At 64.2% G+C, this 11419-nt stretch carries 12 protein-coding genes and 1 pseudogene; 4 read left to right on the top strand and 9 right to left on the bottom strand.

What is annotated here, in order from left to right; translation table 11 throughout:
* Positions 1–81 precede the first annotated feature (81 nt).
* Positions 82–486 carry a DUF3052 domain-containing protein gene (locus HMA55_RS05330; RefSeq protein WP_219910377.1) on the bottom strand — a complete coding sequence of 135 codons (405 nt, stop codon included), beginning with the start codon at positions 484–486 and terminating at the stop codon, positions 82–84.
* 196 nt (positions 487–682) lie between these two features.
* Between HMA55_RS05330 and aceE the strand changes: the two genes are divergently transcribed.
* Complete coding sequence (gene aceE / locus HMA55_RS05335) at positions 683–3478, top strand: pyruvate dehydrogenase (acetyl-transferring), homodimeric type (protein WP_181192068.1); 2796 nt, start codon at positions 683–685, stop codon at positions 3476–3478.
* 237 nt (positions 3479–3715) lie between these two features.
* On the opposite strand, the gene HMA55_RS05340 is transcribed toward aceE, so the two are convergent.
* The gene (locus HMA55_RS05340; protein WP_181192013.1) at positions 3716–4597 is read right to left on the bottom strand and encodes a YPDG domain-containing protein; all 882 of its coding nucleotides are present in this window, start codon (positions 4595–4597) and stop codon (positions 3716–3718) included.
* A 17-nt stretch (positions 4598–4614) separates the two neighbouring features.
* On the opposite strand from HMA55_RS05340, the gene HMA55_RS05345 reads away from it, so the two are divergent.
* Positions 4615–4902 (top strand): acyl carrier protein, encoded by a 288-nt coding sequence (locus HMA55_RS05345; RefSeq protein WP_181192014.1) that lies wholly within the window; start codon positions 4615–4617, stop codon positions 4900–4902.
* A complete protein-coding gene (locus HMA55_RS05350) occupies positions 4854–5705 on the top strand; it encodes an HAD-IIA family hydrolase (protein ID WP_181192015.1) in 852 nt (283 codons plus the stop codon). The genes HMA55_RS05345 and HMA55_RS05350 overlap by 49 nt, the downstream gene beginning before the upstream one ends.
* A 7-nt stretch (positions 5706–5712) precedes the next feature.
* Here the strand turns inward: HMA55_RS05350 and HMA55_RS05355 are convergent, their stop codons facing one another.
* The 4 genes from HMA55_RS05355 to HMA55_RS05370 all read right to left on the bottom strand — a co-directional run bounded on the left by HMA55_RS05355 (position 5713) and on the right by HMA55_RS05370 (position 8516).
* Entirely contained in the window at positions 5713–6114 is a 402-nt protein-coding gene (locus tag HMA55_RS05355) for a hypothetical protein (RefSeq protein ID WP_181192016.1), read from the bottom strand.
* On the bottom strand, positions 6074–6718 hold the full coding sequence (locus tag HMA55_RS05360; protein ID WP_181192017.1) for a nucleotidyltransferase domain-containing protein: 645 nt from the start codon (positions 6716–6718) through the stop codon (positions 6074–6076). Before HMA55_RS05360 ends, HMA55_RS05355 begins: the two co-directional genes overlap by 41 nt.
* A 90-nt stretch (positions 6719–6808) precedes the next feature.
* A complete protein-coding gene (locus HMA55_RS05365; protein WP_181192018.1) occupies positions 6809–8203 on the bottom strand; it encodes an NAD-dependent succinate-semialdehyde dehydrogenase in 1395 nt (464 codons plus the stop codon).
* Positions 8193–8516, bottom strand: a complete 324-nt coding sequence (locus tag HMA55_RS05370) for a hypothetical protein (protein ID WP_181192019.1) — start codon at positions 8514–8516, stop codon at positions 8193–8195. Before HMA55_RS05370 ends, HMA55_RS05365 begins: the two co-directional genes overlap by 11 nt.
* A gap of 345 nt (positions 8517–8861) precedes the next feature.
* On the opposite strand from HMA55_RS05370, the gene HMA55_RS05375 reads away from it, so the two are divergent.
* A complete protein-coding gene (locus HMA55_RS05375; RefSeq protein ID WP_181192020.1) occupies positions 8862–9440 on the top strand; it encodes a hypothetical protein in 579 nt (192 codons plus the stop codon).
* Between the two features lie 7 nt (positions 9441–9447).
* On the opposite strand, the gene HMA55_RS05380 is transcribed toward HMA55_RS05375, so the two are convergent.
* The 3 genes and pseudogenes from HMA55_RS05380 to HMA55_RS05390 all read right to left on the bottom strand — a co-directional run.
* The gene (locus HMA55_RS05380) at positions 9448–10290 is read right to left on the bottom strand and encodes a trimeric intracellular cation channel family protein (protein WP_181192021.1); all 843 of its coding nucleotides are present in this window, start codon (positions 10288–10290) and stop codon (positions 9448–9450) included.
* A gap of 21 nt (positions 10291–10311) precedes the next feature.
* Positions 10312–11127 (bottom strand): trimeric intracellular cation channel family protein, encoded by an 816-nt coding sequence (locus tag HMA55_RS05385; protein ID WP_181192022.1) that lies wholly within the window; start codon positions 11125–11127, stop codon positions 10312–10314.
* A gap of 122 nt (positions 11128–11249) precedes the next feature.
* Positions 11250–11419: pseudogene (locus HMA55_RS05390) on the bottom strand (IS30 family transposase); the annotation flags it as partial.

The raw sequence follows: 11419 nt of genomic DNA on the forward strand, positions 1-11419 counted from the left end.
ATCAATGGTCCCGATCCGGCAACTCCGGAACGGGACCATTCGCGTTGCTGCCTGGCCCAGCGGCGGGAGCGAAATCCCTGGTCATCGGTTACGGGGGGTGAGGCAGGATCCCTGCCAGGAGCCGAACCGGTCGGCCTTGGTCTGGGTAAAGCCAGCCAGCTGGGCGGATTCGGCGATCTCGCTGGGCGGGACCACCCCAGCGGACCCGGCCCCGGGCGTCATCAGCCAGATTCGACCGCCGGGGCCGAGACCACGGGCGACGTCTACCAGGTCGTCCACGAGATCCCCGTCGCCGTCGCGGAACCAGAGGAGGATGGTGTCGCAGGGATCCTCGGCGTCTTCGTCGAGAAGTTCGGCACCAATGGCATCCTCGATGGCTTCTGAGATGGCGGAATCCGCGTCATCGTCCCAGCCGATCTCTTGCACCACATCGCCTGGGTTTACCCCGAGGCGTGAGGCGAAGGTGTCCACTCCTGTGGCACTCAAGTTTCCGTGTCCTCCATGAATCTAGGTTGGTTCTGGGCGACAGCTTAACGTCGAGAAGCAAAGAATGCGCGAAAACTCGTGATTAGTCTCACCAAAGCGCACCCGCTGTAAGAAGTACCGCGCGCAACGACGTATCCTTGAGGGCGTATTGCCCGAATGAACCCAGGAGGTTGAAGTGGCCCAGAAAGAAACCGAGATGGAAGACGCCCGCGCCAAGACCGCGGCCGAGGTTGACACCAACATTCTCTCGCTGCGCGAAGGCGTGGCGTCCTACCTGCACGACGCAGACCCAGAAGAAACCCAGGAGTGGATGGACTCCCTCGACGGGCTGCTCGAGGATTCCGACCCGGAGCGCGCCCGCTACCTCATGCTGCGCCTGATCGAGCGCGCCAACGCCAAGCGCGTGCCGCTGCCGGCGCTGTCCTCCACCGACCTGGTCAACACGATTCCGACCAACCTCGAACCGGAGTTCCCCGGCGACGAGCAGATTGAGAAGCGCTACCGCCGCTGGATGCGCTGGAACGCTGCAGTGATGGTGCACCGCGCACAGCGCCCCGGCATCAAGGTCGGCGGCCACATCTCCACCTACGCGTCCGCCGCGGCCCTCTACGAAGTCGGCTTCAACCACTTCTTCAAGGGCAAGGACGCCCCGCAGGGCGGCGACCAGATCTTCTTCCAGGGCCACGCCTCCCCGGGCATGTACGCCCGCGCCTTCATGGAAGGCCGCCTGAGCGAGGACGACCTGGACGGCTTCCGCCAGGAGCACTCCCGCGAACAGGGTGGCCTGCCGTCCTACCCGCACCCGCACGGTTTGCCGGGCTTCTGGGAGTTCCCCACCGTGTCCATGGGCCTGGGCCCGATGAACGCGATCTACCAGGCGCGCTTTAACAAGTACCTGCAAAACCGCGGCATCAAGGACACCGACCAGCAGCACGTCTGGGCGTTCCTGGGCGACGGCGAGATGGACGAGCCGGAATCCCGCGGCCTGATCCAGATGGCCTCCCTCTACGGTCTGGACAACCTCACCTTCGTGATCAACTGCAACCTGCAGCGTCTCGATGGCCCGGTGCGCGGCAACGGCCAGATCGTCCAGGAGCTGGAGAGCTTCTTCGTCGGCGCTGGCTGGAACGTGATCAAGGTGGTCTGGGGCCGCGAGTGGGACGAGCTTTTGGAAAAGGATGAGGACGGCGCGCTCGTCCACATCATGAACACCACCAAGGACGGCGACTACCAGACCTTCAAGGCCAACGACGGCGCCTACGTCCGCGAGCACTTCTTCGGCCGCGACGAGCGCACCAAGAAACTCGTCGAGAACATGACCGACGAGGAGATCTGGAACCTGCGCCGCGGCGGCCACGACTACCGCAAGGTCTACGCCGCCTACAAGCGCGCGCTGGAGACCAAGGGCAAGCCGACCGTCATCCTCGCCCACACGGTGAAGGGCTACGGCTTGGGCCACAACTTCGAAGGCCGCAACGCCACCCACCAGATGAAGAAGCTGACGCTGGAGGATCTCAAGCTCTTCCGCGACAAGCAGCAGATCCCCATCTCCGACGAGGAGCTGGAGAAGGACCCGTACCTGCCGCCGTACTACCACCCGGGCGAGGACGCCGAGGAGATCAAGTACCTCAAGGCCCGCCGCGAGGAGCTCGGCGGCTACCTGCCGGAGCGCCGCGAGACCTACACCCCGCTGGGGCAGCCGGACTTTGAGAAGACCTTCAAGGCGCTGTTCAAGGACTCCGGCAAGCAGGAAGTCGCCTCCACCATGGCGCTGGTGCGCACCTTCAAGGCGCTCATGCGCGACAAGGAGCTGGGCAAGCGCGTCGTACCGATCATCCCGGATGAGGCCCGCACCTTCGGCCTGGACTCCTGGTTCCCGACGTTGAAGATTTACAACCCCAACGGCCAGAACTACGTGCCGGTGGACCACGACCTGCAGCTGTCCTACCGGGAGGCCGCCGACGGCCAGATCCTGCACGAGGGCATCAACGAGGACGGCTCGTCGGCCTCCTTCATCGCCGCGGCGACCTCGTATGCCACCCACGGCGAGCCGATGATCCCGATGTACATCTTCTACTCGATGTTCGGCTTCCAGCGCACCGGCGACAACTTCTGGGCCGCCGGCGACCAGATGGGCCGCGGCTTCATCATCGGCGCCACCGCCGGCCGCACCACCCTGTTCGGTGAGGGCCTGCAGCACATGGACGGCCACTCCCCGATCCTGGCCTCCACCAACCCGGCCGTGGTCCCGTACGACCCGGCGTTCGCGTACGAGATGCCGTACATCATCTCCAAGGGCATCGAGCGCATGTACGGCAATGGCGAGGGCAAGGACGAGAACGTGATGTACTACATCACCGTCTACAACCAGCCCCACCACCAGCCGGCACGCCCGGAGAACCTGGACGTGGAAGGCCTGCACAAGGGCATCTACCTCTACGACGAGGGCAAGGACCTGGACAACAAGGTCTCCCTCCTGGCCTCCGGCGTGGGCATGCAGCAGGCGCTGCGCGCGCAGGAGATCCTGCAGGAGCAGTACAACGTCGGCGCTGCCATCTACTCTGTGACCTCGTGGACCGAACTGGCCCGCGACGGCCAGCGCAAGGCCACGGAGCAGCTGCACAACCCGGAGGCTGAAGTCGAGGAGGCCTTTGCCACCAAGCAGCTGAAGCAGACCTCGGGCCCGTACATCGCGACGTCCGACTTCGCTTCCGATCTGCAAGAGCAGATCCGCGCCTACGTGCCGGGCCAGTACATCGTGCTGGGTGCAGACGGCTTCGGCTTCGCCGACACGCGCGAGGCCGCCCGCCGCTTCTTCAACATCGACGCGGAGTCCATGGCCGTCGCCGCCCTGCTGGGCCTGGCCAACGAGGGCAAGATCGACCGTTCCGTGGCCGCCCAGGCAGCCAAAGACCTGAAGATCGACGACCCGACCGCCGCCACCCCCGACCAGGACGGCGAGGACGAGGGCCCGGAGAACGCCGCCGAGTAGCGGGCCTTTGCCTAACGACGAAGGGGCGTTCCGTTTTCGGGCGCCCCTTTCGTTATGCCCGGGGGCGGGTTCGGCCATGGGCTTGGCTGGCCGCGGTTTTGTTTTTGACAGATTCCACATGGGGCTCGCCGCGACCTGGGGCGTTCGGGTCGGCTGCCGGAATTCATGCGGAATGTGTCAGGCCGACGGGTCTGCGGTGCCCCATGCGGGTGGTCTACCCCCGCCGTCGACGCGCCGTTACAACTTTGGCAAGAACTGCTGCAGCTGCGGCCACGCAAGCGCTGCCACGCCGACCAGCACCGCCAGCACTCCAAAGACCAGGGCCAACTTCTGCGCGGAGGATGAACCGGCCTCGGGCGCCGGGCCGGGAGCGGGAGTAGGTTCCGGCGCCGGCTGCGGTTCTGGCGCGGGCGGCAGTTCCACGCCGACGCCAGTGTTTGTCACGCCAGTCCAGTCTCTCCGTTGAGAACCGTCCGCGAACGTTGTCACCACCTCGAAGCTCGCGCTGCTGTAGGAGTCGGTCGGCACCGTCGCGGTGATGGCACCAGTTTTCTGGTCGACGCTCCAATCCCACCCCTCCCCACCGGTGACAGCCCACTGTGCATTCGTGGGGAGATCCAGCGCAAATTTATTGGCAGGTTCCAACGTCACGGTCTGGCCCGGGTCTGCGGTGATACGTTCCACGTACGTCGGGTTGTAATAAAAGGCGTCATCCGAGGTCAGCTTCACTTGCTGCGGAAATAACTCACTAGAGCCATCCGGGAACTTCACACGCACCATGAAATCGATAACGTTCTCACCCGGCTGTGGAGGCGTTTCCTTGGTGTGGTTGTTCAGACGGACGCCAAGCGGCTTGTCTACGTACTCGAGCTCGCCGTTAAAGAGTTGCGCCTTGTTCCGCAGCGTGTCTTCGCCGGTCTGCTTCCATACCGTCCCTTCCGGCACACCGAGGAGCTCGTACTCGGTGGTCTCGGTGTAGCCGTCGCTCGGAATGAAGGCCACGTGCCGCGGGGTCGGGTCGAAGTGCGGCGTGTACTCGTCCGCCATCGACGCTGACGCAGCGGGCGCGAGGAGGCCGGCGGCGACGACGGCCACGACTGGAAGTGCGAAGCGTTGCATGGGCATATCATAACGGCATGGAACTTTCGCAGCGGTTGGACCTCGGCGCGCTCGACCTCCCCGAAGACACCGACACCACTGAGGCTAGGGACACGTTCACGCGCCTCGCGGAGCTCGTGGAGGAGGTCTCCGGCGTGGATATCGCACCGGAAACGGAGCTGGCCGGGAGCGGGATTTCGTCGTTAGACCGCATAGAGCTCGCGGTGCGCATCGAGGACGCATTTGGAGTGCCTATCGACGAGCACGTCTACGCCCAATGCACCACCGCCCAAGACCTCGCCGACTATGTGGAGGAGCACCAGTGATTTCGTATCTGACCGACATGGATGGCGTGCTGCATCGCGAGGGCGAGATCATCCCCGGCGCCAAGGAGTTCATCGGCGCGCTGCGCAGCGAAAACATCGATTTTATGGTGCTGACCAACAATTCGATCCAGACCCCGCGCGACCTGTCGGCGAGGCTGATGCGCATGGGCCTGGACATTGAGCCGGAGCGAATCTGGACCTCCGCCACGGCGACCGCGAAGTTTTTGTCGCAGCAGGCGGGCGAGGCCTCCGCGTACGTCATCGGTGAAGCTGGCTTAACGACGGCACTGCACGAAATCGGCTGGATCCTCACCGACGCCGATCCCGACTTTGTCGTGCTGGGCGAGACTCGCACCTACTCGTTTGAGGCGCTGACCACGGCGTCGAACCTGATCCGCAACGGCTCGCGGTTCATCGCCACCAACCCGGATCTGACCGGCCCGGGGCCCGCAGGCGTGGTGCCGGCCACCGGGTCTGTGGCCACTATGATCACCGCCGTGACCGGCATGGAACCGTACTACGTGGGCAAACCGAACCCGGTGATGATGCGCTCGGCGCTGAACAACATCGGCGCGCACTCGGAGAACACGGTGATGATCGGCGACCGCATGGACACCGACGTCAAGGCCGGCCTCGAGGCGGGCATGCGCACCGTGCTTGTGCGCTCGGGCATTGCCGACGACTCCGAGATAGCCAAATACCCCTTCCGCCCCACCGCGGTGCTGGATTCCGTGGCAGGCCTGGTGGAGCGGATCTGGGATCCGTTCGGCGACGGCTTCTACACCGAAAACGACAGCATGTAATCGCAGCCTATGGCGCGAGTTGGCGCGCCCTTTCGACGAGCTTGACTGACAGCCGCGACGTCTGTTTTACCTGAACCTCGCTAAGACCGACATCGCTGTAGTTGGCCATCGTCTTGTTTTGTAGCACCGTGTTCAAAGCCTTTGCGGCGTCTTTTTCCCCAACCAGCTCCAGCATCCGCACGGCCTCAAAATGGTCCGCTGAGCGGTTATAGGAGCCACTGAGTGCGCCACAGATCACGTCGCCGGCGCCTATCGCAGCGTTAATGTAGTTGGAAATCACTGCGTTTGCGCCGAACTCCCCCTCGGCGAACTGCGCCAGTTCCAAATGCTCTTCGACCCGAAGCATCCGCTTGCGAAGAACTGCATCGTTAGCCTGTGCGGTCTTTCCTTTGCCCGCTCGCGGTGCCACGAATCCCCCTCAGAATCCCCCGTACACGTTGCGGATCACCGTATATGGTTTTGCCCTCGCCCACAATGTTGTCGAGGATTGCGCCTGGATAATCTTGGTCTGCGGTCCAAACTACAACGTTGGCGGGCGCCCCCGTCCAGGCCTCTACCTGGCGTGACAGCTCATACACTCCACTTTCCGCCTTCAGAGCCGCCGACTCATTGTCCATTAAAATGAGCAGGTCGATGTCACTGGAATCCTCCATTTCACCCCGGGCTGCCGAGCCAAAGAGCACGCATCCCGCCACGACCACTGGCCAAGATTCCACGCACTGCGCAATGCGGGAGTGAAGCTCCGCTGTTGCGTGAGCGATGTCCTGGATTGGGCCAGCGAGCAGGTGCTGTTGGTTCAAGGAGTAGCCCCTGACCTGCCCCAACACCCGCTCGTGGATGACCCCACCCTGAGCGAGCCGTTCCAAACTACGGCGAACGCTGGACAACGACGGGCCCGCCGCTAGACCGTGAACCTGCTGGGCAGTGAGCTCCACCGGTGCCCGACCGAGTGCGAGCAGCACTGCTGAATTCGCGTCGGAGCAGATGGCGGTGAACGGGTTTTGAAGCTTCATAGTGTCAATTTTGACATGCGTGTGTCATTTTCGAAACACCAGCGTCAAAACTGACACGGCCAAGCGAGCTCCGGGCCACCAGGCCCCGAGCTACACCGCCGAGTCGGAGCCTGCGACGTAGAAGCGCTGCAGGTTGACAAACTCGTCCATGCCCAGCGGGCCGAGCTCGCGGCCCAGGCCGGACGCCTTCACGCCGCCGAACGGCAGCTCGGCACCGCGCGCCTGCGGGATGTTCACGTGGATCATGCCGGTGTCGATCTTGGCGGCAACACGCTTGCCGCGCTCCTCGTCCTCGGACATCACGGCGCCGCCGAGGCCGTAACGGGAGTCGTTGGCAAGCTCGATCGCCTCCTCCTCGGAGGAGACCTTGTACACCTCCGCCACCGGGCCGAAGAACTCCTCGTAGTAGGAATCGGTGCCCACGGGGATGTCGGTGATCACGGCCGGGGTGATGTAGGCGCCCTTGCCGGTGACCTCGCCACCGACGCGCAGGTTCGCGCCCTCGTCAACGGCCAAGCGCAGCTGCTGCGCCAGAAGCTCCGCTGCGTCGCGGGAGGACAGCGGGTAGAACTCGTTGCCCTCGCCCGGGTTGAGCGGATCGCCCTCGCTGTAGGAGGAGGCGATGTCCACCAACGCCTGCACAAACTCGTCGTAAATGTCCTCCATGACGATCATGCGCTTGTTGGACGTGCAGGCCTGGCCCACGTTGCCGATGCGCTTGTTCCACGCGGTCTCGGCCGCCGCCTTCACGTCGGAGGAGTCCAGCACCACGTACGCGTCGGTGCCACCGAGCTCGAGCACGCACTTCTTCAGTGCCTCGCCGGCCTGGGAAGCAATGGCGCGACCTGCGCGCTCGGAACCGGTCAGCGACACGCCCTGCACGCGGTTGTCTTTGATCATCGTGGAGATCTGCGAGTGCTGGGCGTACACGTTGGTGTACAGGCCCTTCGGCGCGCCGGCCTGGTCGAAGATCTTCTCAATCGCGGCGGCCGAACGCGGGCAGATCTCCGCGTGCTTGACCACCACGACGTTGCCCGCCATGATCGCCGGGGCCGCGAAGCGTGCGACCTGGTAGTACGGGAAGTTCCACGGCATGATGCCCACGATCACGCCGAGGGGAACCTTGCGAAGGATGGAGGTGCCGCCGCGCTTGTTCGGGATCTCCTCGTCTGCGCCGAACTCCGCGCCGTTGTCGGCGTAGTAGTTAAAGATCTCAACGACGTCGTCGACCTCGCCGTCGCCTTCCTCAACCGACTTGCCCATCTCCTCGGCGATGATGCGTGCGAGTTCGTCACGCTGCTCGTCGAAAAGCGAGGCGACCTTATGCAGCACCTCGGCGCGCTCCTCGAAGCTCTTCTCGCGCCACTGCTTAAACGTGTCGTTCGCGGTATCCAGCACGTTTTCGAGCTCGTCGTCGGTAATGAAGTCGAAGCTTTCGACAATCTCGTTGGTCTTGGGGTTTTGCACTCGGTATTTAGTAGACATGTCCCCCATGGTACGAGCGTGGCGTGATGCTTGCCAGAAAATTTTCCTCACGCGCGAGGCGGTCGATGGCGTGGGCGAAGACCTTGAGTTCCGCGCGCGAAGCCACGATGGTCTCGCGGCACGAATACGTCCGGTCCGGGCGGCGCTGCCAGCGCGTGAACCAGACCTCGCCCGGCTCGCCCTCAGGAAGCAGGAGCATATGCTTCTCGACGCTCCGCCGTACCCGCCCCGGCATCCCCTCGATCTCGAGCGTCCAAGCGAGTCGGTTGCGCGTGGCACGGCAGGTGCGGGGCGCGGCCAGTGTTGTCGTCATTGATGGGGACCCTTCTTGCGGGCTGCGTTTCGCCCGCATCGATGGCGGCACACTCCACCCCCGGTGACTAAGCGGGATTGCCGCGGCGGGTGACTAGTCCGCGCGGCGAAGTGCGAGACGAGAGGTTCGTCTTCCCCAACGGCCTCTGATTTCTCTTGGCCGATATTGCTTCACACCAGTTCACTCGGGCAACCCTAAACCGCAGCTTGATCCCCCTATTTGCTCGAGCTTCGGTTGAGGTTGAGGCACGCAGCGACACAGCCTCGGCCCTCCCCGTAACGAGCGCACGTCCTCCCCTCGGACTACACTTCTCCACGACACTGGGGGATCAAAATGGGGGAAATTATGCACTCAGACGCGCTCGGCGCCGTAGGCATGTTGACGGCGTTCGCCGGGATGATTTTGGCCATGAACTCCGGAACTCGGCTGCTCGGTTTTGCGCTGCTCGCCGCAGCGGTGGTCATGGGGGTGGCGGGGCTCGTCCGGCGCCGCGAGCCGGTCGATTCGCTGCTCCAGCCGCACCAACCCAAGCCCGACCGCATTCCGCTGCTGGCGGTGGTTTTCGCGCTAGTCGGCGTCGGGTTCAACTCGCTTGCCCCGGTCCAAGAGAAGCTCAAGGCCATCGAGGAGACCGAGTACACCGAGGAACAGCTCCGCGAGATGGAAGACGCGTTGCGTTACGGCAGCCGCAATGGGCGTCGGTTGAGGAGGGCGGAGAGGGCCGAAGGGGCGTCGATAGGCAATCCGCTCCCCCTCGGCTCAACCGTGCGGATTGATGGATGGGCGATCACGGTCCACGCGCCCGACGCGCACACCGCCACCTACACCGGCGCGACGACGGCGAAGCCGTACACGGTGTTAGTAAAAGATGAGGTCATCGAGGTTGCGGTGGGCAACGCCACCCGATACGTGGCCGTTCACTAGGCACCCGCTACTTCAGCCCGTAGGCCCGGTACAGCGCCGCGACGAACTCGTCGTGGGTGACCTCGCCGTCGACGGAGGCCAGCTCGTCGCGCACGTCCTTGCGGGTGGGGGCGGAGATCATGGTGGGGGTGGCGGGACGGCGTCGAGAGGCGACGGGCGGAAGCTTCTCCCCCACGCGGTGCTTGACGCTAGTGAAGTACCGGTCCACGGGCGCGAGCGCCTCCACGCCCGGCACCGACCAGTTGAACCAGTACGCGGCCACGCCCAGCCCGACGCCCACCAGCGCGGAGACCGCCAGGCCCACCGACTGCCAACCGAGGTCGTAGAAGAGCTGCACGCTTATCGACGCCACTATCGCCGGCACCACGTACCACTGGCGGTCCACGAGAATGGATGGGATCTGGCCGATCATCATCTCGCGGATGACCATCCCACCTGTGGCGGTGAGCACGCCCATGAGGATGCAGCCGAACCAGGTCACGTCCGCGCGGAGGGCGGTGACGGTGCCGGTGACCGCCCACACGCCGACGATGACCATGTCGCCGTGGAAGCGGAACAGCTCCCAGGCGCGGCCCTCGATGGGCAGGGCGAACGCCACAAGCGAGCCGACGAGCGCGGTACCGATGTACCACGGATTCTGCAGCGCGGAGGCCGGGGTGGAGCCGATCAGCGCGTCGCGGATCATGCCGCCCGCCATGCCGGAGATGATGGAGATGAGCATGAACCCGACGGCGTCGAAACGCATGCGTCTGGCTACCAGGCCGCCCATCAGCGCGTTAAGGAACACGCCGATGAGATCCATCACGGCAAAGGAGAAACCGACGGCGGTGAGCACGTTGTCGAAGTACATGCACGCCATCGTAGGGGGCTGCTAGGTAATCGACTCGGTGCGCTCACGAACCTCGTTTTGCAGCAGGATGCGCAGGGCTCTGAGCAGTTCTTCGTCGGAGGAATTCTCGAGTGCGCGCGTGACATCCTCGCCGTTGTCTCGCGGTTCGGCCTCGTCCGTGTGCGTCCCCAGGGCGTCGCCGATCTTCTGCTCCAGCGGGCGCTCGATGTGCTTGGTCTGGAGAAAGGAGAACCGATCCCCGCCGTAGTAGACCGCGATGGCGAAGATCGGCGCGGCGATGGCGGCGGCGAGCATGCCCTCGCGGACGAGGTCGAAGTGGTTCATCACCAGCATGATCACCGAAGAAATGATGGCCGGGAAGACAGTCATCTTCTGGGCGGTGAACAAAGACGGGACGCGCCGTAGCGCAATGTCGCGCATCATCGTGCCGCCGGTGGCGGTGATGACCGCCAGCAGCAGGCAAGGCACCCAGCTCAGCTCCGCGACCAGGCCTTTAAGCGTGCCAGCGACCGCCCAGACGCCGATGGTGATGATGTCCGCGTAGAAGCGGAAGTTCTCCCAGAGCTTGCCGCGCAGCGTCACGGTGTACGCGATGGCCGCGCCCAACGTGGCGGTGATGAGGTATCCGGGGTTGGTCAGGGCGGCGGCGGGGCCGTCGTTAAGGATGGCGTCGCGGATCAGGCCGCCGGCCAGCGACGATATGTACGCGATGAAGGCGAACCCCACGATGTCGAAGTTCATCCGTTTCGCCACGGTGCCGCCGACGGTTGCGGCGAGTAGCACGCCTGTGTATTCGAGGACGAAGTAGAGGTTGCTTACGGTGTCCGAAATCTCCATGGCCGCCAAGGCTAGCCCGCGGCGCTGCGCCCACGCCCTCGCAAGTGGGGCGGGTCTGGGCGAGCATCTCTCGAGCGCGTGGACAAATGGTGAAAAAAGGATGGTGAATCTCCGGGGCGGGATCAAGCGGTTAATGCGCCACGTTTGAATATTTGCTGGAGTATCTCACGTGGGGTTGCTCCGCCGAGGACTTGTCGGGGTGTGTCGTTGAGTTCGTCTTGCACCCAGGCGACGTGCTCGGGGGTGACTTCGGCGAAGTCGGTGCCTTTCTTGTAGAAGCGGCGGCGGATCT

This window comes from Corynebacterium wankanglinii, assembly GCF_013601005.1.
GTDB lineage: Bacteria > Actinomycetota > Actinomycetes > Mycobacteriales > Mycobacteriaceae > Corynebacterium > Corynebacterium wankanglinii.

What these genes read in the sequence shown, in the direction of transcription:
- aceE (WP_181192068.1), top strand. Translation starts at nt 683, where the DNA reads ATGGAAGACGCCCGCGCCAAGACCGCGGCCGAGGTTGACACCAACATT.
- HMA55_RS05340 (WP_181192013.1), bottom strand. Translation starts at nt 4,597, where the DNA reads ATGCAACGCTTCGCACTTCCAGTCGTGGCCGTCGTCGCCGCCGGCCTC.
- HMA55_RS05345 (WP_181192014.1), top strand. Translation starts at nt 4,615, where the DNA reads ATGGAACTTTCGCAGCGGTTGGACCTCGGCGCGCTCGACCTCCCCGAA.
- HMA55_RS05350 (WP_181192015.1), top strand. Translation starts at nt 4,854, where the DNA reads ATGCACCACCGCCCAAGACCTCGCCGACTATGTGGAGGAGCACCAGTG.
- HMA55_RS05360 (WP_181192017.1), bottom strand. Translation starts at nt 6,718, where the DNA reads ATGAAGCTTCAAAACCCGTTCACCGCCATCTGCTCCGACGCGAATTCA.
- HMA55_RS05365 (WP_181192018.1), bottom strand. Translation starts at nt 8,203, where the DNA reads ATGTCTACTAAATACCGAGTGCAAAACCCCAAGACCAACGAGATTGTC.
- HMA55_RS05370 (WP_181192019.1), bottom strand. Translation starts at nt 8,516, where the DNA reads ATGACGACAACACTGGCCGCGCCCCGCACCTGCCGTGCCACGCGCAAC.
- HMA55_RS05375 (WP_181192020.1), top strand. Translation starts at nt 8,862, where the DNA reads ATGCACTCAGACGCGCTCGGCGCCGTAGGCATGTTGACGGCGTTCGCC.
- HMA55_RS05380 (WP_181192021.1), bottom strand. Translation starts at nt 10,290, where the DNA reads ATGTACTTCGACAACGTGCTCACCGCCGTCGGTTTCTCCTTTGCCGTG.
- HMA55_RS05385 (WP_181192022.1), bottom strand. Translation starts at nt 11,127, where the DNA reads ATGGAGATTTCGGACACCGTAAGCAACCTCTACTTCGTCCTCGAATAC.